The organism is Bradyrhizobium sp. BR2003, assembly GCF_009720285.1.
Lineage (GTDB): Bacteria > Pseudomonadota > Alphaproteobacteria > Rhizobiales > Xanthobacteraceae > Bradyrhizobium > Bradyrhizobium elkanii.
In genome coordinates, this window is sequence record NZ_SMYJ01000009.1 from 289,685 (window position 1) to 314,273 (window position 24,589).

The following is a 24,589-nucleotide window of genomic DNA, read 5'->3' on the forward strand; positions in this document are numbered from 1 at the left end:
ATGCGGCTGGTCGCAAACCTCGCAGCGCTGCTTGTGGCGCTGTGTCTTGCGACCTCAGCCCATGCGCATGCCGTCCTGATCGGCGCCGAACCGGCCGACGGCAGTGTGGTGGCTGAAGCACCCAAGACGGTCGTGCTCCGCTTCAACGAAGCGGTGGAGCCGACGGCGGTCAGCCTGCTCGACGCTGCAGGCAAGCCGCGTGACGTCGCGATCCGCGCCGTCGACCAGTCGGTGATGGTGACGCTGCCGGCGGGCCTGCCGCACGGCACGCAGGTGGTCAGCTATCGCGTGGTGTCGCAGGATGGCCATCCGATCGCGGGCTCGCTGCTGTTTTCGATCGGCGTCATCACCGGCTCGGCGGCGCCGTCGAGCGACGGCGTGCTCCATGTGTTGATCTGGCTGGCGCGGCTCGGGCTCTACCTGGGCCTGTTTGCCGGCGTCGGCGGCGTGTTCTTTGCGGCCTGGATCGGGCAGGGCCCGGCCGGCGAACGGCTGATCATGTGGTCGCTGAAGATCGGCCTCGTCGGCGCGATCGCGTCGCTTGGACTGCAGGGCGTCGACCTCTTGAACCTGCCGCTCTCGGGCATCGTGACGTGGGCGGCATGGACCAGCGCCGCCGGCACCAGCCTGTTTCCCGCGCTGCTGCTCGCGATCGCCGCGATGCTGATCGCGGCGATCGCCTGGCGCAGCCCGTCGTTCCGCGCGGGCTTTGTCTGCACGGCGATCGCAATGATCTGCGTCGGGCTGTCGTTTGCGGTCAGCGGCCATGCCGCCACCGCCTCACCGCAATGGCTGACGCGAGCAACGCTGTTCATCCATGGCGTGGGCGTGGCGTTCTGGATGGGCGCGCTGGCGCCGCTGGCGGTGCTTGCCTGGCAGCGCAAGGATTCGCTGCTGCGGGTGCTGCGGCGTTTTTCGACGCTCGCAGTGCCGGTCGTCGCCTTGATCGCCTTGTCGGGCCTGGCGCTCGCGATCGTCCAGCTCGAAAGTTTTCACGCGCTGATCGACACCGGGTACGGCAACATCCTGGTTGCGAAACTGGTGCTGGTGGCGCTGCTGTTCGGGCTCGCTGCGCTGAACCGGTTGGTGTTCACGCCGGCCATCGCGCGCGAATTTCATCGGACACGGCCGCTGCAGCGCTCGATTGCGCTCGAATTCGTGCTGATGATCGCCATTCTCGGCCTTGTCGCACTCTGGCGCTTCACGCCGCCGCCGCGCGTGCTGGCGATGTCGAGCGATGTTCCGCTCGCGGTCCATATCCACACCGATGCCGCGATGTTCCAGGTCCTGATCGCGCCGGGCAAGGTCGGGCCGAATGACTTCGTGCTGCAGCTGATGAACGGCGATGCCAGCCCGTTTGCGGCCCAGGAGGCGACGCTGACGCTGAGCCTGCCCGAGCGCGGCATCGAACCGATGGAACGCGCCGCTGCGCGCGGTGCCGATGGCTATTGGCACGTGCGCAAGGTGCCGCTGCCGGTCCCGGGCCGCTGGCACATGCAGATCGACGCCCTGGTGACCGATTTCAAGAAAGTGACGCTGGAAGACGATTTCGAGATCAGGTAAAGCCGCGGTCGGCGCGCTCGGCACTTCGGCGGGACGCAATTCGTTCAAATGGCCGAAAATCGCCTGATTTGAAGGGTTTTTCTTATTTGGCGGCCTTGTGTTTTCACAGCCGATCCGGTTTCACTGCAGTTCTTCCCACGCTTTCCTGATTCCCGAGTAACGCCATGCGATTGTCGCGGTTTTTCCTGCCCATCCTGAAAGAAAACCCGAAAGAGGCGGAGATCGTCTCGCATCGGCTGATGCTGCGCGCGGGCATGATGCGGCAGGAGGCTGCCGGCATCTATGCCTGGTTGCCGCTCGGCTTCCGGGTGTTGAAGAAGATCGAGCAGATCGTTCGCGAGGAACAGGACCGCGCCGGCGCGCTCGAGCTCTTGATGCCGACGCTGCAACTCGCCGATCTCTGGCGCGAAAGCGGCCGCTACGACGCCTATGGTCCGGAGATGCTGCGCATCCTCGATCGTCACAAGCGCGAGCTGTTGTACGGGCCGACCAACGAGGAAATGATCACGGAGATTTTCCGCTCCTACATCAAGTCCTACAAGAACCTGCCGCTCAACCTCTACCACATCCAGTGGAAATTCCGCGACGAGCAGCGGCCGCGCTTCGGCGTGATGCGCGGCCGCGAATTCCTGATGAAGGACGCCTATTCGTTCGACCTCGACGAGGCCGGCGCGCGGCGCTCCTACAATAAGATGTTCGTGGCCTATCTGCGCACCTTTGCGCGGATGGGCTTGAAGGCGATCCCGATGCGGGCCGAGACCGGTCCGATAGGCGGCGACCTCAGCCACGAATTCATCGTGCTCGCCGAGACCGGCGAGTCCGGCGTCTACATCAACCGCGATGTGCTGGACCTGCCGGTGCCGGGCGAGGACGTCGATTATGACGGTGATCTGACGCCGATCATCAAGCAGTGGACTTCGGTCTATGCCGCGACCGAGGACGTCCACGAGGCTGCCCGCTTCGAACGGGAAGTGCCCGAGGCAAAGCGGCTGAACACGCGCGGCATCGAGGTCGGCCAGATCTTCTATTTCGGCACCAAATATTCCGACACCATGAAGGCGATGGTGGCCGGTCCCGACGGCGTCGACGTGCCGATCCATGGCGGCTCCTACGGGGTCGGCGTGTCGCGTCTGGTCGGCGCGATCATCGAAGCGTGTCACGATGAGGCCGGCATCAAATGGCCCGAGGCCGTCGCGCCGTTCCGCGCCGCGATCCTCAATCTCAAGCAGGGCGATGCCGCGGTCGATGGCGCCTGCGAGCAGCTCTATCGCGAGCTTTCGGCGAAGGGCGTCGACGTGCTCTACGACGACACCGACCAGCGTGCCGGCGCCAAGTTCGCCGCGGCCGATCTGATCGGCATCCCGTGGCAGATTCTGGTCGGACCCAAGGGGCTTGCGGACGGCAAGGTCGAAGTGAAGCGTCGCAGCGACGGCTCACGCGACAATATGAGCCCCGCCGACGTGGTCGCGAAGCTCGCGGGTTAAAGTTTATTCACGCCGCGCTGATCGGCGGGGTAATCCGGCCACATTTGGCCCGAATCATGGGATTATCGACAGATGGATGAGACCATGAGCGAGCCAGTCCGTACCCCGCCCTTTGCGCCATTCGAATGGCTGCTGTCCGGACGCTATCTGCGCGCGCGCCGCAAGGAAGGGTTCATTTCGGTCATCGCCGGCTTTTCGTTCCTCGGCATCATGCTCGGCGTCGCCACGCTGATCGTGGTGATGGCGGTCATGAACGGCTTCCGCAAGGAATTGCTGGACAAGATCCTCGGCCTCAACGGACATATTCTGGTGCAGCCGCTGGAGTCGCCGCTGACCGACTGGAAGGATGTCGCCGACCGCATCAGCCAGGTGCAGGGCATCCGCCTCGCCGCGCCGGTGGTCGACGGGCAGGGGCTCGGATCGTCGCCGTTCAACGCCGCCGGCGTCTTCATCCGCGGCATCCGCGCCGACGATCTCAACAACCTCACCTCGATCGCCAAGAACATCAAACAAGGCTCGCTCGAGGGCTTTGATGAGGGGCAGGGCGTCGCGATCGGTCGCCGTCTCGCCGACCAGCTCTCGCTGCATGCCGGCGACATGATCACGCTGGTCTCGCCGAAGGGCGCGGTGACGCCGATGGGCACCACGCCGCGCATCAAGCCCTACAAGATCACTGCGGTGTTCGAGATCGGCATGTCGGAATATGATTCGACCTTCGTGTTCATGCCGCTGACCGAGGCGCAGGCCTATTTCAACCGCAACAACGACGTGTCCTCGATCGAGGTGTTCACCACCAATCCGGACAAGATCGAAACCTATCGCAAGCTGGTGACCGAGGCGGCCGGCCGGCCGGTCTTCCTGGTCGACTGGCGGCAGCGCAATTCGACCTTCTTCAACGCGCTTCAGGTCGAACGCAATGTGATGTTCCTGATCCTGACCATGATCGTGCTGGTCGCGGCGCTCAACATCGTCTCGGGACTGATCATGCTGGTGAAGGACAAGGGCCAGGACATCGCGATCCTGCGTACCATGGGCGCCTCGCAGGGCTCGATCATGCGGATATTCCTGATCACCGGCGCATCGATCGGCGTCGTCGGCACGCTGGTCGGTCTGCTGGTCGGCTTGCTGATCTGCTTCAACATCGAAACCATCAGGCAATTCCTGTCGTGGCTCACCAACACGGAACTGTTCGATCCCACGCTGTATTTCCTGTCGAAGCTGCCTGCTGAAATCGATTTTGGCGAGACGCTCGCCGTCGTGATCATGGCGCTGACGCTGTCCTTCCTTGCGACGCTCTACCCGTCGTGGCGCGCCGCGCGCCTCGATCCGGTCGACGCGCTCCGGTACGAATAAGGAGCGCACATGGCGGAGGGGGCGGAAGACACACCGGTCGTCTATCTTCATGACATCAAGCGGGAATACCGGCAGGGCGAAGCGACGCTGACGGTCCTGAACGGCGCCAAGCTCGCGCTGTGGCCCGGTCAATCCGTCGCGCTGGTTGCGCCGTCGGGATCCGGCAAGTCGACATTGCTGCACATCGCGGGCCTGCTGGAGACCCCTGATGACGGGGAAGTCTATGTCGCGGGCACCCCGACCTCGCAGATGTCCGACGTCGACCGCACCCAGATTCGCCGTTCCGATATCGGTTTCGTCTATCAATCGCACCGGCTGCTGCCGGAGTTCTCGGCGCTCGAGAATGTCATGCTGCCGCAGATGATTCGCGGCCTCAAACGCTCTGAAACCGTGAAACGATCGACCGAGATTCTCTCCTATCTCGGGCTCGGCGACCGCATCACCCATCGTCCGGCCGAGCTCTCGGGCGGCGAGCAGCAGCGTGTCGCGATCGCGCGCGCGGTTGCCAACGCGCCGCGGGTGCTGCTTGCGGACGAACCGACCGGCAATCTCGATCCCGGCACGGCGGACCATGTCTTCAACGCGCTGATGCAACTCGTGAAGGCGACCCGGGTCGCGATGCTGATCGCGACTCACAATCTCGATCTCGCCGCGCGAATGGATCGCCGGGTGTCGCTGTCGAACGGACAGATTGTCGAGCTCGAATAGTGCGCCGTCGCGCGAACTGGCGAAGAATTCGGGCCCTTTTTTCCGTTTCGCTTCGATCGGAACGAAACAGCTGCTGGCTCTCAATAAGCGGGGCGAGGCCGTCTGCCCGGTGCTCTCGGCCGACCGTCGATCGGCGGTCCGGCATAATAGGGATTGTTGATGCAGATCGCCGCCAGGCCGGACGCCGAGGCCTGGCACTGCGCGATCGACGTGTAGCCACAGTCGGTATCCTCACCGCCCCATCGGTAGTTGGTTTTGCAGACCGGCGAGGTCGAGTCGTATTTCTGGGCGCCGGCTGGTGTCGGCGCGACGGCACCCAGGGCCAAAAGTGCCGGCAAGAGTGCCAGAAGCAAACTGCGCATCAGAAATCTCCTCATCGGTCGGGCGCCGGCAATGCTGATACCGAGCGCGCGCGAATAGGCACCCGCGCGCAGCGTTGGATCAACTCACATTCCCGCGCCGGCGTTTGCCGGATTGGGCGTCAGTGGATGAACAGGTCGAAGAAATTGCCCTCACGGCGGTCCCGCGGGGACACGTGAAGATAGGAGCGCGGGTCGTTGTCGCCGGCATAATAGGGGTTGGCGACGCAGTTCTGCCCGATGCCCGAAGCGGTGGCCAGGCACGCCTCATACGACGGATAGGAGCAGTTGCTGAGGCCGGGATAGCGGTCGCCCTGAATGCAGAACGGGTAACGCACGCCGACGGCATACGCGGGCGCAGTCCCCAGCACTGCGAGTGCGGCCGCCGACGCAGCAGCAAGAATCATCGTCCGCATGTGCATTCCTTTGCTGCGAAGATTCGACCTTGGCGACGATCCAAATCGGACGAGCCGGTTTCGGTCAACACGATCTTGCGTGCAGCTGCGCAGGCGGACCTCAATTGTGAAGATTGTGCGGCGGTTATGTGGCAAAAGTTCCAAGAAGTGCCCGTAATACAGTATTAACTTCAAATTTGAGCGAAGTCGTTTGGCCCTGCCTGTTGCAGCGAAGTTACAGCAATTCCGCGGGGGGCTGCTATGACAGTGTCTCGCGGCCTTGGGGGCCTGTAGAAAAAGTTGGAACGGGAAAATGAAAAAGATTTTGCTTGTCACCGCCAGCATGCTCGCGCTCAGCGCGACTGCTGCCTCCGCGGCTGACCTCGCGGCTCGCCCTTACACCAAGGCTCCGCCGCCCATGGTTGCCGCTGTTTATGATTGGACCGGCTTCTACATCGGTATCAACGGTGGTTGGGGCCAGAGCCACGACAACCGTTCGGTCGACGGCTTCGGCGGCGTCGGAAGCTACGACGCCAACGGCGGCACCGTCGGTGGCCAGATCGGCTACCGCTGGCAGGCCGGCGGCTGGGTGTTCGGTCTGGAAGCTCAGGGCAACTGGGCTGACTTCTCCGGCAGCACCGGCAATCTGGTCGTTCCGGGCGGCGTCGTTCGCTCGAAGACCGATGCGTTCGGCCTGTTCACTGGTCAGATCGGCTACGCTTGGAACAACGTCCTGTTGTACGCCAAGGGCGGTGCTGCGGTCACCGATCGCAACTTCCAGTTCCTCAACGCGGCCGGCAATCTGGCGTCCGAGACCGGCTTCGACACCCGTTGGAGCCCGACGGTTGGTGTTGGCCTCGAATTCGCCTTCTCGCAGGGCTGGTCGCTCGGCGTCGAATACAACCACATCTTCGAAGACACCCATGGCGCGACCTTCGTGACCCCGGCTGGTGTTGCCGTGACCGGCTTCCACACCGGTGGCGACACCGACATGGTCCTCGGCCGTCTGAACTACAAGTTCGGTGGCCCGGTCATCGCGAAGTACTGATTGCTCGCTTAATTCAAGCGGCATCGAAAACCCCGGGCTTCGGCCCGGGGTTTTTTGTTGGCCTGGCCGCCAAGAGCGGGGGATGGGCTTTGCTCGTCCGCTCCGGGAGTCGGGGCAGACTTGATTGGGCGGGGTTTCCAACCGAACGGTCAACGCCGCATATTCGGGGCATGACGGACCTGCAGCTGATCTCCAGACTGACGTGCCCATCCTGCGGCCATGTCTCCATCGAGACGATGCCGACCGACGCCTGCCGGTTCTTCTACGATTGCAAGGGCTGCGGCACTCGCCTGAAACCGAAAGCAGGAGATTGCTGCGTGTTTTGCTCATACGGAACGATCCCTTGCCCGCCCAAGCAGGCGGGGGACTGTTGCGGTAACCAGCTTCCCGGAGCCTCCGGACCAGCTCGCCATCCGGAATCATTGTCGGCGGCGAGACGTCGGCCGGTCAGGAATTAACCACAGAGGTCACTTCTCGAACTGGGCCGCCGGCGTTGCTTGACTCCCAGAACAAAAAAGGAACAATGTTCTGCATACGTTCCAGTTCAGGGAGAGCGGCCATGTTGAAGATTTTCGTGCAGGAAGCTGCAGCGCTGGCATCGATCACGCTGTTCGTCGGGATGATCGCGGTGTGGGCCCAGCTGATCACCCAATTCTGAAAATGCGCTCGCGGGGACAGGGGCATAGCCGGCGGGATGGTTTGCCCTTGGGGAAAAGCGGGAGGACTTGCCGCCGCGCCGCGTTCGGCGTGGACTTGGCAGGGTTCAGGCCCCACGATGGGATTGCGAGTCGGGTCTGACGCTTTCGAGTTCCCGGCCCTGGCGCTCGCTCCATCCCTGACTCAAGAGCTTCCGTAAGCAGCCATGCCGAATGCCGGATTCGTTCATCTTCACGTTCATTCCGCCTATTCGCTGCTGAAGGGCTCGATCAAGATCGCCAAGCTGGGCGAGCTCGCGAAGGCCGACCGCCAGCCGGCGCTGGCGCTGACCGATACCGACAACATGTTCGGGGCGCTGGAATTCTCCGACAAGATGGCCGGCTACGGCATCCAGCCGATCGTCGGCTGCGAGCTGGCGGTGGATTTCGGCGACGTCGATCCGAATAGCCGGAGCATCCTTGCGACGACCGGCCCGGCGCGAATCGTGCTGCTGGCGGCGCGCGAGCGCGGCTACCGCAGCCTGATGCGGCTGAACTCGCGGGCGTTCCTGGAGACGCCGGTCAACCAGACCCCGCACATCAAGTTCGATTGGCTCACCGACGACGCCGAAGACCTGATCGCGCTGACCGGCGGCCCCGACGGGCCGATCGCGCTGGCGCTCCGGGCCGAACAGGCGGCGCTGGCGACCACCCGCTGCGAGCGCCTGGCCGGCCTGTTCGGCGATCGCCTCTACATCGAATTGCAGCGCCACGGCGCCGACAAGGAACGCCGCACCGAGGGCGGCCTGATTGATCTCGCCTACAGCAAGGGCCTGCCGCTGGTCGCGACCAACGAGCCGTATTTCGCCAGCAATGACGACTACGAATCGCATGACGCGCTGCTCTGCATCGCCGGCGGCCACCTGATCGCCGAGACCAACCGCGAGCAACTGACCCCGGATCACCGCTTCAAGACCCGCGCGGAAATGGCGGTGCTGTTCGCCGACATCCCGGAGGCGCTGGCCTCGACTGTGGAGATCGCCGAGCGCTGCTCGTTCCGGCCGAAGACCCGCAAGCCGATCCTGCCGTTCTTCACGGTCGGTGCCGCCGCCAGCGCCGATGCGGCGGCCGACGAGGCCGCCGAGCTGAAGCGCCAGGCCGAGGAGGGGCTCGCGAATCGCCTGCGGGTGCACGGTCTCTCGCCGGGAATGACCGAGGAAGACTACAGCAAGCGGCTTGCCTTCGAGCTCGACGTCATCACCCGCATGAAATATGCGGGCTACTTCCTGATCGTCTCCGACTTCATCAAATGGGCGAAGGCGCAGGGCATTCCGGTCGGACCGGGCCGCGGCTCCGGCGCGGGCTCGCTGGTCGCCTGGGTGCTCACCATCACCGACCTCGATCCGATGCGGTTTGCGCTGCTGTTCGAGCGCTTCCTCAATCCCGAACGCGTCTCGATGCCGGACTTCGACATCGACTTCTGCCAGGACCGCCGCGGCGAGGTGATCCAGTACGTGCAGGAGCGCTACGGCCGCGACCAGGTGGCGCAGATCATCACCTTCGGTACGCTGCAGGCGCGCGGCGTGCTGCGCGACGTCGGGCGCGTGCTGCAGATGCCCTATGGGCAGGTCGACAAGCTGACCAAGCTGGTGCCGCAGAATCCCGCAGCGCCGGTGACGCTGGCGCAGGCGATCGAGGGCGAGCCGAAGCTGCAGGCATTCCGCGACGAGGATCCGGTGGTGGCGCGTGCGTTCGATATCGCGCAGCGCCTCGAAGGTCTGACGCGCCATGCCTCGACCCATGCCGCCGGCATCGTGATCGGCGACCGGCCGCTGAGCGAGCTGGTGCCGCTCTACCGCGATCCGAAATCCGACATGCCGGTGACCCAGTTCAACATGAAATGGGTCGAGCCGGCGGGCCTCGTGAAGTTCGATTTCCTCGGCCTGAAGACGCTGACCGTGCTCGACGTCGCGGTGAAGCTGCTCAAGCAGCGCGACGTTCATGTCGATCTCGCGACGCTGCCAATCGACGATGCGCCGAGCTATCAGATGCTGGCGCGGGGCGATGTCGTCGGCGTGTTCCAGGTGGAAAGCCAGGGCATGCGGCGCGCGCTGATCGACATGCGGCCGGACCGCTTCGAGGACATCATCGCGCTGGTGGCGCTGTATCGCCCGGGCCCGATGGCGAACATCCCGACCTATTGCGCGCGCAAGCACGGCGACGAGGAATCGGAATATCTGCATCCGATCCTGGAGCCGATCCTGAAGGAGACCTTCGGCGTCATCATCTATCAGGAACAGGTGATGCAGATCGCGCAGCAGATGGCGGGCTACTCGCTCGGCCAGGCCGACTTGCTGCGCCGCGCGATGGGCAAGAAGATCCGCGCCGAGATGGACAAGCAGCGCGATATCTTCGTCGCCGGTGCGATGAAAAACGGCGTGGCGAAGGGCCAGGCCGAGACGATCTTCGAGCTGCTCGCCAAGTTCGCCGACTACGGCTTCAACAAGAGCCACGCGGCCGCCTATGCGCTGGTGTCGTACCACACCGCCTATATGAAAGCGCATTACCCGGTCGAATTCCTCGCGGCGTCGATGACGCTCGAACTCAACAACACCGACAAGCTCTCCGAATTTCGTTCCGAGGCGCAGCGGCTCGGCATCAAGGTCGAGGCGCCCAACATCAATCGCTCCGGCGCGACCTTCGAGGTCAGCGACAACACAATCTACTACGCGCTCGCGGCGCTGAAGGGCGTCGGCATCCAGGCGGTCGAGCAGATCATCGAGGAGCGCAACAGGAAGGGCGTCTTCACCTCGCTCGCCGATTTCGCAGCAAGGGTGAGCCCGCGCGCCGTCAACAAGCGGATCATCGAGAGCCTAGCGGCGGCCGGCGCCTTCGACACGCTGGAGCCGAACCGCGCGCGCGTCTTCGCCGGAGCCGATGCGATCCTCGCCGCCTGCCAGCGCAGCCACGAGGCGGCGACCTCGGGCCAAAACGACATGTTCGGCGGCGCGGCGGATGCGCCGAGCATCATGTTGCCGCAGATCGAGCCGTGGCTGCCCGCGGACCGGCTGCGGCGCGAATACGACGCCATCGGCTTCTTCCTGTCGGGCCATCCGCTCGACGATTACGCGACCGCGCTGAAGCGGCTGCGCGTGCAGTCCTGGGCGGAATTCTCGCGCGCGGTGAAGACCGGCGCCACCGCGGGCAAGGTCGCGGCAACCGTGGTGTCGCGCATGGAACGGCGCACCAAGACCGGCAACAAGATGGGCATCATGGGCCTGTCGGATCCGACCGGCCATTTCGAGGCGGTGCTGTTCTCGGAGGGCCTTGCGCAGTACCGCGACGTGCTCGAGCCGGGGGCGGCCGTGCTGTTGCAGCTCGGCGCCGAACTGCAGGGCGAGGACGTGCGGGCGAGGGTGCTGCACGCCGAGCCGCTGGATCACGCCGCCGCCAAGACGCAGAAGGGCCTGCGCATCTTCGTGCGCGACACCAAGCCGCTGGATTCGATCGCCCGCCGCCTCAACATGCCGGAAGCCGCGCCCGCCCCGAGCGGCCCCGCAAAGGCACCGGCCGTGAAGCCGGCCGCCACGCCGCCGCCGGCGGCAGGGGCCGATGGCGACGTTTCGCTGGTGATGATGCTGGACCTCGAAACCGAGGTGGAGATGAAGCTGCCCGGCCGCTACAAGGTCTCGCCGCAGATCGCCGGCGCGATCAAGGCGGTGGCCGGCGTGGTCGACGTGCAGACCCTCTAAAAGGGGGACTTCGGGCGCCAAACAGGGCCGTTTCGGTACGATTTGGGCCCGGTCGGCCGGTGTAACCGGCCGTATTTCCTTGCTTCTCGCGCAAATCGCGCTATATAGCGCGCCATCTCACACGGAAACATGGCTCTCAAGGCCGTCCGGTGGCAACCGGGCCATTCAGGCGCGTTTGCTCACACGTTTCCGGAGGAACCAACCGGAGAATTAGATCTATGTCGCTGCCCGAATTCAACATGCGTCAGCTTTTGGAAGCTGGCGTTCACTTTGGCCACCAGGCCCACCGCTGGAATCCGAAGATGCAGGATTACATCTTCGGCGCTCGCAACAACATCCACATCATCGACCTCGCGCAGACCGTGCCGATGCTGCACCGCGCCCTGCAGGCGGTCAGCGATACCGTCGCCAAGGGCGGCCGCATCCTGTTCGTCGGCACCAAGCGGTCGGCCCAGGACGGCGTTGCCGACGCCGCGAAGCGTTCGGCGCAGTACTTCGTCAACTCGCGCTGGCTCGGCGGCACGCTGACCAATTGGAAGACGATCTCGGCCTCGATCAAGCGCCTGCGTCACCTCGACGACGTGCTGTCGTCGGGCGAAGCCAACTCCTACACCAAGAAGGAGCGGCTGACGCTGCAGCGCGAGCGCGACAAGCTCGACCGTTCGCTCGGCGGCATCAAGGACATGGGCGGTCTTCCCGACATGATCTTCGTGATCGACACCAACAAGGAAGACATCGCGATCCAGGAAGCCCAGCGGCTCAACATCCCGGTCGCCGCGATCGTCGACACCAATTCGGACCCGAAGGGCATCACCTATGTGGTGCCGGGCAATGACGACGCCGGCCGCGCGATCTCGCTGTACTGCGATCTCGTGGCGCGCGCCGCCATCGACGGTATCTCGCGTGCTCAGGGCGAGTCCGGAATCGACATCGGTGCGTCGGCGACGCCCGTGCAGGAAGACCTTCCGGCGGCTGCGCCGTCCGGCTTCCAGGGCCTCGCCGGCCCGCGCGGCACCGCCGACAACCTCAAGAAGCTCACCGGCGTGTCCGGTGCGATCGAGAAGAAGCTCAACGACCTCGGCATCTTCCACTACTGGCAGCTCGCCGAGCTCGATCACGACACCGCGCACAAGATCGGCGAAGAAGTCGGTCTGCCGAGCCGTGCCGACGCCTGGGTCGCCCAGGCCAAGACGCTCGCCGAAGCGGAATAAAGGTTGCGCGGCGTGGCCGGGTTTCGCCCGGCCGCCGCTTCTATTCCACGAACAACGATCTCCCTGTCGCAGACGGCGGCGCCATCGGGCGCCGCGGTTTCTGTACAGGCAAGAAGGGCATTGAACGATGGCAACGATCACAGCAGCGATGGTCAAGGAGCTCCGCGAGTCGACCGGCGCGGGCATGATGGATTGCAAGGCGGCGCTGACCGAGAACAACGGCGACATGCAGGAAGCGCAGGATTGGCTGCGCAAGAAGGGCCTCTCCAAGGCCGCCAAGAAGGCCGGCCGCGTGGCGGCCGAGGGCCTGATCGGCGCGCTGACCTCCGGCACCAAGGGTGTGCTGGTCGAGGTCAACTCCGAGACCGACTTCGTTGCGCGCAATGAGCAGTTCCAGGGCTTGGTCAAGATGATCGCCCAGGTCGCGCTGCACAATGGCGCCGACGTCGAGAAGATCAAGGCGGCGAAGGTCGGCGACGTCACCGTCGAGACCGCGATCTCCGACGCGATCGCGACCATCGGCGAGAACATGACGCTGCGCCGCGCTGCCTCGCTCGAGGTGAGCAAGGGCGTGGTGTCGAGCTATGTCCACAACGCGGTCGTCGAGGGCGCCGGCAAGATCGGCGTGATCGTGGCGCTGGAGTCCGCCGGCAAGGCCGATGAGCTCGCAGTGCTCGGCCGCCAGCTCGCCATGCACGTGGCGGCGGCGAAGCCGCTGGCGCTCGACCCGGCCGGGCTCGATCCGGAGACCGTCAAGCGCGAGAAGGACGTGTTGGCCGACAAGTACCGCCAGCAGGGCAAGCCGGAGAACGTCATCGAGAAGATCGTCGATTCCGGCCTGAAGACCTACTACAAGGAAGTCTGCCTGCTCGATCAGGCCTTCATCCACGACAGCGGCAAGTCGGTTGCCCAGGCGGTGAAGGAAGCTGAGGGTAAGGTCGGCGGGCCGATCAAAATCGCTGGCTTTGTGAACTATGCTCTCGGTGAGGGAATCGAGAAGCAGGAAAGCGACTTCGCCGCCGAAGTCGCGGCCGCCAGCGGCAAGAAGTAACCGCTGACACCAAGGCCTCCGGCGCTTTGCGCCGGAAGCCTGCCTGCGCGGGATAAGAAAGCGATCGCATCATGGCTGAGCCGATCTATCGTCGCGTGGTGATCAAGCTTTCCGGCGAATATCTGGCCGGCTCCAATGGGTTCGGTATCGATCAACCGACGGTCGATCGCGTCGCCGACGACCTGATCGCAGCCCGCAAGCTCGGTATCGAGGTCGCCGTCGTGATCGGCGGCGGCAACATCGTCCGCGGCGTCGAGGTGTCCTCTCGCGGCGTCTCCCGGCCGACCGGCGACACCATGGGCATGCTTGCCACTATGATGAACTGCCTTGCGCTGGAGGCGGCGATCGAGCGCAAGGGAACCCCGGCGCGGACCTTGTCGGCATTCGTGATGCCGGAGATTTCCGAGCTATTCACCCGTAGTGCAACGCACAAATATCTCGCCGAGGGACGCATCGTCCTGCTCGGCGGTGGAACAGGCAACCCGTTCTTCACGACCGACACCACCGCCGTGCTCCGCGCGGCCGAAATCGGCGCGCAGGCGGTGCTGAAGGCCACCAATGTCGACGGCGTCTACAGCGCCGATCCGAAGAAGGACCCCAAAGCCAAGCGCTTCGACCGCCTGACCCATTCGCAGGCGATCGAGGGCGGCTACAAGGTCATGGACGCGACCGCTTTCGCGCTTGCCCGCGAGACGTCGCTGCCTATCATCGTGTTCTCGATCGCGGAGCCCGGTTCGATCGGTGCGATTCTGCGCGGTACCGGACACGGCACGGTCGTCGCCGGCTGATTGCCGCGCCTCCGGGTCCAGACTTTGGACCCGAGGGCGTCGACAGCCGGTTTCTAGGAAAGGGAGAACGTCATGGCCGCACCTGGTTTTGACATCAACGACGTGAAACGCCGCATGCAGGGCGCCACGCAATCGCTCAAGCACGAGCTCGGCGGCCTGCGCACCGGCCGTGCCGCGGCCTCCATGCTGGAGCCGGTCCAGGTGGAGGCTTACGGCTCGCATATGCCGCTCAACCAGGTTGCGACCATCAGCGTGCCCGAGCCGCGCCTGCTCTCGGTGCAGGTCTGGGACAAGACGATGGTGAAGGCGGTCGAAAAGGCGATCGTCGATTCCAATCTCGGCCTGTCGCCGGCGACCGAAGGGCAGGTGTTGCGCTTGCGGATCCCCGAACTCAACCAGGAGCGCCGCAAGGAGCTCGTCAAGGTCGCGCACAAATATGCGGAAGCGGCGAAGGTCGCCGTGCGGCATGTGCGCCGCGACGGCCTCGACGTGATCAAGAAGCTCGAGAAGAATCACGAGATATCCGAGGACGATCAGGAGCGCCTGTCGAACGAGGTGCAGAAGGCGACCGACGGCGTGATCGCCGAAATCGATCAGCTGCTCGCCGCCAAGGAAAAGGAAATCCTGACGGTCTGAAGGCGCTACGGGAACAGCCGATGTCGAACGCCGCCGCCCCAGCAACTGACGGACCGGATCGCTCCGGCAGTCCGTTGCATGTGGCTGTTATCATGGACGGCAACGGGCGCTGGGCCAAGTCGCGCGGCCTGCCGCGTGTCGAGGGCCACCGCCGCGGCGTCGAGGCGCTGCGCCGCGTGGTGCGTGCGGCCCATGAACTCGGCATCGCCTATCTCACCATTTTTTCCTTCAGCTCGGAGAACTGGTCGCGGCCGGCCAGCGAGATCGGCGATTTGTTCGGCCTGTTGCGTCGCTTCATCCGCAACGATCTGGCGACGCTGCACCGCGATGGGGTGCGGGTACGCGTGATCGGCGAGCGTGACGGCCTCGACGCCGACATCTGCGCGCTGCTCAACGAAGCCGAGGAACTGACCAGGAATAACGACAAGCTCAATCTCGTGGTCGCCTTCAACTACGGTTCGCGCGCGGAGATCGCTTCCGCAGCGCGGCGCCTTGCGCGCGAGGTCGCCGAAGGCAAGCGCGACGCCAACTCCATCGACACCGACACGCTCGGGCAATATCTCGATGCGCCCGACATTCCGGATCCGGATTTGATCATCCGCACCAGCGGCGAGCAGCGCCTGTCCAACTTCCTGATGTGGCAGGCCGCCTATAGCGAGCTCGTGTTCGTGCCGATTCACTGGCCGGATTTCGACAAGGCGGCGCTCGAAGGCGCGATTGCGGAATACGGCAGGCGCGAGCGCCGGTTCGGCGGGCTCGCTGCGAAAACCGGATCGTGACCGAGGGCGAGGCCGCGCCGGCGGCAGCAAACGAACAGGGGTCTCGCAATCTCGCGATGCGCGTGATTGCGGCGCTGGTGCTGGCGCCGGTTGCGATCGCGCTGGCCTATATGGGGGGCGTCGCCTGGTCGCTCCTCGTGACATTAGCGGCGGCCGGATTGTTCGCGGAATGGCTTGTTGTCACCGGACTCGGACGCGAGCTCCGTATCGTGGTGCCCGGCGTGGTCGCGTTGCTGCTCGCCGGACTGTGCCTGATGGCCGGCCGCATCGATGCGGCCCTGATCGTGCTCGCCGTCGGAGCGGTTGTGGTGGCACTGACGTCCGGCGCGCGGCGCAACTGGGCCATTGCGGGATTGCTCTATGCGGCGGCGGCCGAGATCGCGTCGGTGGTGCTGCGCCTCGACACGGCGAAGGGCTTTGCCGCGCTGATGTTCGTGTTGCTGATCGTGTGGGTCACCGATATCGGCGGCTACTTTGCGGGCCGCAGCATCGGCGGGCCGAAGCTCTGGGTGCGAGTCAGCCCGAAGAAGACCTGGGCGGGAGCGGTTGGCGGCTTCGTGGCGAGCCTGCTGGTCGCCGCCGGCTTTGCGGCCTTCGAGATCGGCTCGACCGGGCCGCTGCTCGTGCTCGGCGCGGTGTTGTCGGTGGTTTCGCAGCTCGGCGATCTCTTCGAATCCGCGGTGAAGCGGCGGTTCGGAGTGAAGGACTCGAGCCACATCATTCCCGGTCACGGCGGCCTCCTGGACCGCCTGGACGGATTTGTCGCGGCCGTCATTGTGGCGGCGATTTTCGGCTTTCTCCGTGGTGGCGCCGATGGCGTCGGGCGCGGTCTTATGGTTTGGTGATGAGATGAGCGCAGTTCCGTTGCGTAACAACAAGGCCGCGGCGGCATCCGCCGTGCGGACCGTAACCGTCCTCGGTGCCACCGGCTCGATCGGCGACAGCACCATGGATCTGCTGCGCGGCGCGCGCGATCGATACCGGGTCGAGGCGCTGACCGCGAACAGCAATGTCGAGGGCCTCGCGAAGCTGGCCAAGGAATTCGGCGCGCGGTTCGCGGCCATTGCCGATCCGGCCCGACTTTCCGAATTGAAGGATGCGCTGGCCGGAACCCGGATCGAATGCGGGGCCGGGGAGAGCGCGATCATCGAGGCGGCCGCGCGGCCTGCCGATTGGGTGATGGCGGCGGTCAGCGGCGCGGCCGGGCTGAAGCCCGCGCTCGCCGCGGTCGATCGCGGCGCCACCGTCGCGCTCGCCAACAAGGAATGTTTGGTCTGTGCCGGCGACATCTTCATGGAGCGGGCCAAAAAGGCCGGCGCCTGCATCTTGCCGGCGGACTCCGAGCACAATGCGCTGTTCCAGGCGCTGGCCTCCGGTAACCGCGAGGAACTGACGCGGGTGATCATCACCGCGTCCGGCGGGCCGTTCCGCACCTGGGCCCCCGCCGACATCGAGCAGGCGACGCTGGAACAGGCGCTGAAACATCCCAATTGGAGCATGGGGCAGAAGATCACGATCGATTCCGCGTCGATGATGAACAAGGGTCTCGAGGTGATCGAGGCGTCCTATCTGTTCGCGCTGACGCCCGATGAAATCGACGTGCTGGTGCACCCGCAGTCGATCATCCACGGCATGGTCGAGTTCTCAGATCGCTCGGTGGTCGCCCAGCTCGGCACGCCCGATATGCGGATCCCGATCGCGCATTGCCTCGGCTGGCCCGACCGCGTCGTCGGCCCGTCCGCGAAGCTCGATCTCGCCAAGATCGGACAGCTCACCTTCGAGGCGCCGGACTTTGAACGCTTCCCGGGATTGCGGCTGGCATACGAGGCGCTGCGGATGGGGCACGGCGCGACGACGGTCTACAACGCCGCGAACGAGATCGCGGTCGCCGCGTTTATCGCCGGCAAGATCAAGTTCGGCGCGATCGCCCGCCTGGTCGAGGCCACGATGAACGATTGGATCAGGTCGGGGAATCGGCCACCACTGCGCTCGGCGGATGATGCGATTTCCGTTGACCATATCGTGCGAAATAAAGCTGCCGCCCTATTGCCTCAAATTGCCTTAAAGGCAACCTAGAGGGTTGGGGGCGGAGCCTTTGGCTCTTGTCGAGGGAAAATCGAATGCCCGAGTATTTTATTCATAGTTTCAATGCGTTGAGTCATGGGCTTCTCGGTACCATCGTTCCCTTCCTTTTCGTCCTGACCATCGTCGTCTTCTTCCATGAGCTCGGCCACTTCCTGGTCGCGCGCTGGGCCGGCGTGAAGGTGTTGACGTTCTCGCTGGGCTTCGGGCCGGAGCTCGCCGGCTTCAACGACCGGCATGGCACGCGCTGGAAGATCTCGGCGATACCGCTCGGCGGTTACGTCAAATTCTTCGGCGACGACAGCGAGGCATCGACGCCGTCGACCGAGACGCTCGCCGCCATGACGGCGGAAGAGCGCGAAGGCAGCTTCCATCACAAATCGGTCGGAAAGCGCACCGCCATCGTTGCGGCCGGCCCGATCGCCAATTTCATCCTCGGCGCCCTGATTTTCGTGGGCATGGCGCTCTACTACGGCAAGCCGAGCACGATCGCCCGGGTCGACGGCCTGGTGGCCGAAAGCGTCGCAGCGTCGTCCGGCTTCAAGGTCGGCGATGTCGTCGTGGAGATCGACGGCAGCGCGATTCAGAGCTTTGCCGACATGCAGCGCATTGTAGCCTCGAATGCAGGTTCAGAGCTTGGTTTCAAGGTGAAGCGCGATGGCGCGATCGTCGCGCTCAAGGCGACGCCGGCGCTCAGGGAGGTCAAGGACCCCTTCGGCAATGCTCACCGAATCGGCGTGCTCGGAATCGAGCACAAGGCTCAGGTCGGCGAGGCCACCAGCGCCTCCGTCGGCGTGCTGGAGGCCCTGAAGATCGGCGTCGAGCAGGTTTGGTACATTATTTCCAGCACGTTCAAGTTCCTCGGGTCGCTGTTCGTTGGAACCGGCAATCCGGCCGAGGTGAGCGGGGTGATTGGAATCGCGAAGCTGTCGGGGCAGGCCGCGAGCGCCGGGTTCCAGTTCGTGATCAACCTTTGCGCCATCCTGTCGGTCTCGATCGGCCTGCTGAACCTGTTTCCGATCCCGCTTTTGGATGGCGGACACCTGCTTTTCTACAGCGCGGAGGCGCTGCGGGGACGCCCGCTGTCGGAGCGGACGCAGGAGGTGGGTTTCCGAATCGGGCTGGGTCTGGTCCTGATGCTGATGGTGTTTGCGACGTATAACGACATCCTCAGGATCGCCGGGTCCTGAAACGGGCTTTTTTGTGGCGTTGCCAATGGGCAACGTCTTGGAACGAAAATGGAAATGTTCAGCTCTAGTAAGTTTGCCCCCTAGGCAAATTTGGTTACAAGCTGAGCGGCAGGTTGGGAATCTGTCGGGTCGTTGGGGAACGATCTGGCATCGTTAAGATAAGGGCGCGTTGCGCATGATGTTTGGAATGCGAGTGAGGGGGGGGCTGTTCGCCGCCTTGGTCATGTTCGCCGCGCCGGTGGTTGCCACCTTGGCGACCGTAGCTGTGTCTGTGCCTGCGTCGGCGCAGACAGTCGATTCGATCACGGTGGAGGGGAACCGCCGTGTCGAGCTTGAAACCATCCGCTCCTATTTCCATCCCGGACCGGGCGGTCGGCTGGGCCAGGCCCAGATCGACGACGGTCTGAAAGCGCTGATCGAGACCGGCCTGTTTCAGGACGTCCATATCGACCAGCGGGGCGGGCGCCTCGTCGTGGTCGTGGTCGAGAACCCGGTGATCGGCCGCGTTGCCTTCGAGGGCAACAAGAAGATCAAGGACGAACAACTGACCGCCGAAGTGCAGTCCAAGCCGCGCGGCACGTTCTCGCGCCCGATGGTCCAGTCGGACGCCCTGCGCATCGCCGAAATCTACCGCCGGTCCGGCCGCTATGACGTGCGGGTCAATCCGCAGATCATCGAGCAGCCGAACAACCGCGTCGACCTGATCTTCGAGGTCAATGAAGGCGTGAAGACCGGCGTCCGGTCGATCGAGTTCATCGGCAACAGCGCCTATTCGGCGTCCCGTCTGCGCGACGTCATCAAGACCCGCGAATCGAACATCCTGAGCTTCCTCGGCGGCAATGACGTCTACGACCCCGACCGGGTCGAGGCCGATCGCGACCTGCTGCGTCGCTTCTACCTCAAGAATGGCTATGCCGACGTCCAGGTCGTGGCCGCGTTGACCGAATACGATCCCGAGAAGAAGGGCTTCCTGGTTACCTTCAAGATCGAGGAAGGTCAGCAGTACCGCGTCGCGTCCGTCAACTATACGTCGTCGATCGCAACGCTCGACCCGAACGCGCTGCGCACCTACTCGCGCGTCAATGTCGGCTCGCTCTACAACGCCGAGGCGCTGGAGAAGTCGGTCGAAGAGATGCAGATCGAGGCGTCGCGCCGCGGCTACGCCTTCGCGGTGGTCCGGCCGCGCGGCGATCGCAACTTCGACAATCACACGGTGTCGATCACCTTCGCGATCGACGAAGGTCCGCGCACCTATATCGAGCGCATCAACATCCGCGGCAACAGCCGTACCCGCGACTACGTGATCCGCCGCGAGTTCGATATCTCGGAAGGCGACGCCTACAACCGTGCGCTGGTCGACCGTGCCGAGCGCCGGCTGAAGAACCTCGACTTCTTCAAGACGGTGAAGATCACCACCGAGCCGGGCTCCTCCAGCGATCGCGTCATCCTGATCGTCGATCTCGAGGAGAAGTCGACCGGCGACTTCTCGGTGTCGGGCGGTTACTCGACCACCGACGGCGCGCTGGCCGAAGTCAGCGTCTCCGAGCGCAACCTGCTTGGCCGCGGCCTGTTCGCGAAGGCGTCGGTGACCTACGGCCAGTATGCCCGCGGCTACTCGCTGTCGTTCGTCGAGCCGTATCTGCTCGACTACCGCGTCGCGCTCGGCCTCGACCTCTACCAGCGCCAGCAGCTGTCCAACAGCTACATCGCGTACGGCACCAAGACGCTGGGCTTCAGCCCGCGGCTCGGCTTCAGCCTGCGGGAAGATCTGTCGCTGCAGCTGCGCTACTCGATCTACCAGCAGGAAATCACCCTGCCGTCGACGCTGAACAACTGTAACAACGTGCCGCTCCTGCCGGATGGAACGCCCAATCCCGCGTTCAATCCGAGCCCGGCCTATGCGAACCTGAACGGGATCAGCCTGGTGTCGACCAATGGTCTCGGCTGCTTCTATGACGGCGAAGCCTCGCTGCCGGTCCGCAAGGAGCTGGCGGGCGGCAAGACCCTCACGTCGGCGCTGGGCTACACGCTCAACTACAACACGCTCGACAACAACAAGAACCCGACCGACGGTCTGATCGTCGACTTCAAGCAGGACTTCGCCGGTGTTGGCGGTGACGTCAGCTACATCAAGACCGCGATCGACGCGAAGTACTACACCCCGCTGGTCTCCGACATCGTCGGCGTGATCCACGCGCAGGGCGGCATCCTGAACAAGCTCGGGACCTCGGACCTTCGCATGCTCGATCATTTCCAGATGGGCCCGAACCTGGTCCGCGGCTTCGCGCCGAACGGTATCGGTCCGCGTGACATCAACCCGTACGGCACGATGGACGCCATCGGCGGCACCAAGTACTGGGGCGTGTCGGCGGAACTGCAGATGCCGTTCTGGTTCCTGCCGAAGGAAGTCGGGCTCAAGGGCGCGGTCTATGCCGACGCCGGCGGCCTGTACGACTACCAGGGCCCGACCTCGTGGGCGGCGACCGGCGAAGTCAACGTGCCTGGCTGCATCAAGCCGACGAACAATCCGCCGTCTCCGGGTACGTGCCTTGGTCTGAGCTACGACGACAGCAAGGTTGTCCGTACCTCGGTCGGTGTCGGCCTGATCTGGCAGTCACCGTTCGGCCCGCTGCGCTTCGACTACGCGGTGCCGCTGACCAAGGGTGCGTTTGACCGCACGCAAGAATTCCGGTTTGGCGGCGGTACGACGTTCTAAGACCGATTGCCAACCGGACTGCGACGGATGGAATGGCGCAGCCGATCTTCTTCAAGAGTCCTCCTTCGTCATCGCTGGCTGAAATAGCCGCGCTAACGAAGGCGCAACTGGTCGACCCCGAAAGGGGCGCGCTTCAGATCAGGGGGCTGGCCTCGCTCGACGAGGCCGGTCCGATGCATCTCGCCTTTTTCGACAATCTGAAATACGCCGACCAGCTTGCCGCGACCAAGGCCGGGGCGTGTCTGGTCAGCCCGCGCTTCGAGGCACAGGTGCCGAAGGGCACTGCCGTGCTGCGGGCGGCGAAGCCGTTCCAGGTGTTCGTCGAGCTCGCCCGGCAATGGCACGCCGATGCCCTGCGGCCGCAATCCTGGTTCGACACCGACGGCATCGCGCCGTCGGCGATCATCGATCCCACTGCGCGCCTCGAGGACGGCGTCATTGTCGATCCGCTGGCCGTGATCGGCCCGCGGGTCGAGATCGGCTCGGGCACCATCATCGGCGCCGGCGCGGTGATCGGAGCCGACGTCAAGATCGGCCGCGACTGCAATGTCGGCGCCAAGACCACCATCCAGTTCGCGCTGATCGGCAACAACGTCCTGATCCATCCCGGCTGTAACATCGGCCAGGACGGCTACGGCTTCATCTTCTTCGGGCCGGCCGGCCATGTGAAGGTGCCGCAAACCGGCCGCGTGGTGATCCAGAACGATGTCGAGGTCGGCGCCGCCTCGACCATCGACCGCGGTTCCCTGCGCGACACCGTGATCGGCGAGGGCACCAAAATCGACAATCAGGTCCAGATCGGCCACAATGTAACGATCGGCCGGCACTGCCTGCTGGCGGCCCAGATCGGGCTCGCCGGCAGCCTGACGATCGGCGACAATGTCGCGCTCGGCGCCAAGGTGGGCATCAACAACCACCTCAAGATCGGCGACGGCGCCCAGGTGACGGCGATGAGCGCGGTCAAGGACGACATCCCGGCCAACGGTCGCTGGGGCGGGCATTTCGCCAAGCCGACCAAGCAGTGGTTCCGGGAAATTATCGCAGTGGAGCGTCTGGTGCGCGACAACGAGGCCAAAGGTGAGGGGCAGGAGTGATGGAGGAGGCACCGGTCAAATTCGAGCTGGTGGATATCAACGATATCCTGAAGACGCTCCCGCATCGCTTTCCGATGTTGCTGATCGACCGGGTGATCAATATCCGCACCGACTACAGCGGCATCGGCATCAAGAACGTCACCTTCAACGAGCCGCCGTTCCAGGGGCATTTCCCGGACCGTCCGGTCTACCCCGGCGTGATGATGATCGAGGCGATGGCCCAGACCGCCGGCGTCATCGGCATCAAGTCGGTCGAGGGCACCGAGAAGCCGCGCGCGGTGTATTTTCTCACCATCGACAAGTGCAAGTTCAGGAAGCCGGTGATGCCCGGCGACACCATCGAGTATCACATGCGCTCGCTCGGCCGGCGCAAGACGATGTGGTGGTTTCACGGCGATGCCAAGGTCAACGGCCAGGTCGTCGCCGAGGCCGACGTCGGTGCGATGCTGACGGATTAGGCCGCGCCGGGCTCACGACGTTGTGCAGGTGTAGCGGCCGTCCGCGCCCGCGATCCGCAGGACCCGATTGAGGAAGACGCCCATCGACGGCGCGTTCATCAGCGCGTCGTAGGTTTCGGCGGGGACGCCGCAATAGTGCTGGTAGCTGCCTCTGACCGCGACCAGCAGCGCGCGCTGATCCGCCCTGTAGCAGACCCGCTGGACGATCGTACTGCGGTTGATGTCGCGGCATTCGAAGCTCGAGAGATCGATCGCCGTGCTGTCGCCGAGATCGACCGTCTCCGGGCCGATTGGCGCAGAGAGCAGGCTGAGGATCAGCGCGGCGGCCCGGACCATGAGATCGGTTGCGACCTTCTCGTTTGCAACAGGCGGTCATCATACGTCACTGGACAGGGCGGGCAAAGTCGCGCTAACGACCGCCCCAATCAACAGCCTGGCGCCTCGATAGCACCTTGGCGCCATTAACGAATTGCGGACCGAAACTTCATGAGCATGATCGACCCCACTGCGCGGATTGCCGATGGCGCTGTGATCGGGGCCGGCACCGAGATCGGTCCGTACTGCATCATCGGCCCCAATGTCGTGCTCGGCGAGAACTGCAAGCTGATCGCGCATGTCACGGTCAGCGGGCATACCAGGATCGGCGCCGGCTGCATCATCTCGCCGTTCGCAGCGCTCGGCGGGCCGCCGCAGGATCTCAGCTATCGCGGCGAGCCGACCCGCCTCGAAGTCGGCGAAGCCTGCACCATCCGCGAGGGCGTGACGATGAATGTCGGCACGGTCAAGGGCGGCGGGCTCACGCGTGTCGGCGATCGCGGCTTCTTCATGAACAACAGCCATGTCGGCCATGACTGCATGGTCGGCAATGGCGTGATCTTCGCGACGTCGGCGACGCTCGGCGGCCACTGCGAGATCGGCGACTTCGTCTATATCGGCGGCCTGTCGGCGGTGCACCAGTTCACCCGCGTCGGCTCACAGGTGATGATCGGCGGCGTCTGCGGCGTACGCGGCGACATCATCCCGTTCGGACTGGCCAACGGTCAGTACGCGGTTCTCGAAGGGCTCAACATCATCGGCATGCGGCGCCGCCAGTTCACCAAGGCGCGGCTGGCGACGGTGCGCGCGTTCTATCAAAAGCTGTTCCACGGCCCCGGCATCTTCGCCGAGCGGTTGGCCTCGGTGCAGCCGCTGGCCGGCGAGGATCCGGCGATTGCGGAAATCCTGGCCTTCATCGAGGGCGGCAAGCTGCGCCCGCTCTGCCTTCCCGCCGATAGCAATTGAGCAGGG

22 protein-coding genes are annotated in these 24,589 nt (G+C 64.5%); 19 read left to right on the forward strand and 3 right to left on the reverse strand.

The window, feature by feature from the left end:
- The 4 genes from E2I15_RS05840 (at window position 1) to E2I15_RS05855 (ending at window position 5,108) form a co-directional block, all read left to right on the forward strand.
- Window positions 1-1,563, forward strand: a complete 1,563-nt coding sequence (locus E2I15_RS05840) for a copper resistance CopC/CopD family protein (protein WP_137477855.1) — start codon at window positions 1-3, stop codon at window positions 1,561-1,563.
- Window positions 1,564-1,727: 164 nt separating this feature from the next.
- A complete protein-coding gene (gene proS / locus E2I15_RS05845; protein WP_137477856.1) occupies window positions 1,728-3,047 on the forward strand; it encodes a proline--tRNA ligase in 1,320 nt (439 codons plus the stop codon).
- 72 nt (window positions 3,048-3,119) lie between these two features.
- Window positions 3,120-4,400, forward strand: coding sequence for a lipoprotein-releasing ABC transporter permease subunit (locus tag E2I15_RS05850; RefSeq protein ID WP_028339647.1), 1,281 nt, complete (start codon window positions 3,120-3,122; stop codon window positions 4,398-4,400).
- Between the two features lie 9 nt (window positions 4,401-4,409).
- Window positions 4,410-5,108: an ABC transporter ATP-binding protein gene (locus E2I15_RS05855; protein ID WP_137477857.1), complete on the forward strand. Its 699-nt coding sequence runs from the start codon at window positions 4,410-4,412 to the stop codon at window positions 5,106-5,108.
- An 80-nt stretch (window positions 5,109-5,188) separates the two neighbouring features.
- Here the strand turns inward: E2I15_RS05855 and E2I15_RS05860 are convergent, their stop codons facing one another.
- Both E2I15_RS05860 and E2I15_RS05865 read right to left on the reverse strand, forming a co-directional pair.
- On the reverse strand, window positions 5,189-5,470 hold the full coding sequence (locus E2I15_RS05860; protein ID WP_246667973.1) for a DUF3551 domain-containing protein: 282 nt from the start codon (window positions 5,468-5,470) through the stop codon (window positions 5,189-5,191).
- A 119-nt stretch (window positions 5,471-5,589) separates the two neighbouring features.
- Entirely contained in the window at window positions 5,590-5,883 is a 294-nt protein-coding gene (locus tag E2I15_RS05865; protein WP_246667974.1) for a DUF3551 domain-containing protein, read from the reverse strand.
- 292 nt (window positions 5,884-6,175) lie between these two features.
- On the opposite strand from E2I15_RS05865, the gene E2I15_RS05870 reads away from it, so the two are divergent.
- The 14 genes from E2I15_RS05870 to fabZ all read left to right on the forward strand — a co-directional run bounded on the left by E2I15_RS05870 (window position 6,176) and on the right by fabZ (window position 23,302).
- Entirely contained in the window at window positions 6,176-6,910 is a 735-nt protein-coding gene (locus E2I15_RS05870; RefSeq protein WP_137477860.1) for an outer membrane protein, read from the forward strand.
- A gap of 179 nt (window positions 6,911-7,089) precedes the next feature.
- Window positions 7,090-7,368, forward strand: a complete 279-nt coding sequence (locus E2I15_RS39150) for a GDCCVxC domain-containing (seleno)protein (protein WP_481128103.1) — start codon at window positions 7,090-7,092, stop codon at window positions 7,366-7,368.
- Between the two features lie 404 nt (window positions 7,369-7,772).
- Window positions 7,773-11,297, forward strand: a complete 3,525-nt coding sequence (gene dnaE, locus E2I15_RS05875; protein WP_137477861.1) for a DNA polymerase III subunit alpha — start codon at window positions 7,773-7,775, stop codon at window positions 11,295-11,297.
- A 218-nt stretch (window positions 11,298-11,515) separates the two neighbouring features.
- The gene (locus tag E2I15_RS05880; protein WP_016846252.1) at window positions 11,516-12,508 is read left to right on the forward strand and encodes a 30S ribosomal protein S2; all 993 of its coding nucleotides are present in this window, start codon (window positions 11,516-11,518) and stop codon (window positions 12,506-12,508) included.
- Window positions 12,509-12,635: 127 nt separating this feature from the next.
- A complete protein-coding gene (tsf, locus tag E2I15_RS05885) occupies window positions 12,636-13,559 on the forward strand; it encodes a translation elongation factor Ts (protein WP_018271842.1) in 924 nt (307 codons plus the stop codon).
- A 71-nt stretch (window positions 13,560-13,630) separates the two neighbouring features.
- Entirely contained in the window at window positions 13,631-14,347 is a 717-nt protein-coding gene (gene pyrH / locus E2I15_RS05890) for a UMP kinase (protein ID WP_028339655.1), read from the forward strand.
- 72 nt (window positions 14,348-14,419) lie between these two features.
- Complete coding sequence (frr, locus tag E2I15_RS05895) at window positions 14,420-14,983, forward strand: ribosome recycling factor (protein ID WP_137477862.1); 564 nt, start codon at window positions 14,420-14,422, stop codon at window positions 14,981-14,983.
- A gap of 20 nt (window positions 14,984-15,003) precedes the next feature.
- Window positions 15,004-15,762 carry an isoprenyl transferase gene (locus E2I15_RS05900; RefSeq protein ID WP_137477863.1) on the forward strand — a complete coding sequence of 253 codons (759 nt, stop codon included), beginning with the start codon at window positions 15,004-15,006 and terminating at the stop codon, window positions 15,760-15,762.
- Window positions 15,759-16,607, forward strand: coding sequence for a phosphatidate cytidylyltransferase (locus E2I15_RS05905; protein ID WP_137477864.1), 849 nt, complete (start codon window positions 15,759-15,761; stop codon window positions 16,605-16,607). The genes E2I15_RS05900 and E2I15_RS05905 overlap by 4 nt, the downstream gene beginning before the upstream one ends.
- A gap of 4 nt (window positions 16,608-16,611) precedes the next feature.
- Window positions 16,612-17,838, forward strand: a complete 1,227-nt coding sequence (gene dxr, locus E2I15_RS05910) for a 1-deoxy-D-xylulose-5-phosphate reductoisomerase (protein ID WP_137477865.1) — start codon at window positions 16,612-16,614, stop codon at window positions 17,836-17,838.
- Between the two features lie 44 nt (window positions 17,839-17,882).
- Entirely contained in the window at window positions 17,883-19,034 is a 1,152-nt protein-coding gene (gene rseP / locus E2I15_RS05915; RefSeq protein ID WP_137477866.1) for an RIP metalloprotease RseP, read from the forward strand.
- A 175-nt stretch (window positions 19,035-19,209) separates the two neighbouring features.
- Window positions 19,210-21,750 carry an outer membrane protein assembly factor BamA gene (gene bamA, locus E2I15_RS05920; protein WP_137477867.1) on the forward strand — a complete coding sequence of 847 codons (2,541 nt, stop codon included), beginning with the start codon at window positions 19,210-19,212 and terminating at the stop codon, window positions 21,748-21,750.
- Between the two features lie 32 nt (window positions 21,751-21,782).
- Window positions 21,783-22,844, forward strand: a complete 1,062-nt coding sequence (gene lpxD / locus E2I15_RS05925) for a UDP-3-O-(3-hydroxymyristoyl)glucosamine N-acyltransferase (RefSeq protein ID WP_137477868.1) — start codon at window positions 21,783-21,785, stop codon at window positions 22,842-22,844.
- Window positions 22,844-23,302, forward strand: a complete 459-nt coding sequence (gene fabZ, locus E2I15_RS05930; protein ID WP_076857667.1) for a 3-hydroxyacyl-ACP dehydratase FabZ — start codon at window positions 22,844-22,846, stop codon at window positions 23,300-23,302. The genes lpxD and fabZ overlap by 1 nt, the downstream gene beginning before the upstream one ends.
- Before the next feature lie 12 nt (window positions 23,303-23,314).
- Here fabZ and E2I15_RS05935 read toward each other — a convergent pair whose 3' ends face one another.
- Window positions 23,315-23,638, reverse strand: a complete 324-nt coding sequence (locus E2I15_RS05935; protein WP_018271838.1) for a KTSC domain-containing protein — start codon at window positions 23,636-23,638, stop codon at window positions 23,315-23,317.
- A 150-nt stretch (window positions 23,639-23,788) separates the two neighbouring features.
- Between E2I15_RS05935 and lpxA the strand changes: the two genes are divergently transcribed.
- Window positions 23,789-24,583, forward strand: a complete 795-nt coding sequence (gene lpxA, locus E2I15_RS05940) for an acyl-ACP--UDP-N-acetylglucosamine O-acyltransferase (RefSeq protein WP_016841582.1) — start codon at window positions 23,789-23,791, stop codon at window positions 24,581-24,583.
- The last annotated feature ends 6 nt before the right edge of the window (window positions 24,584-24,589 follow it).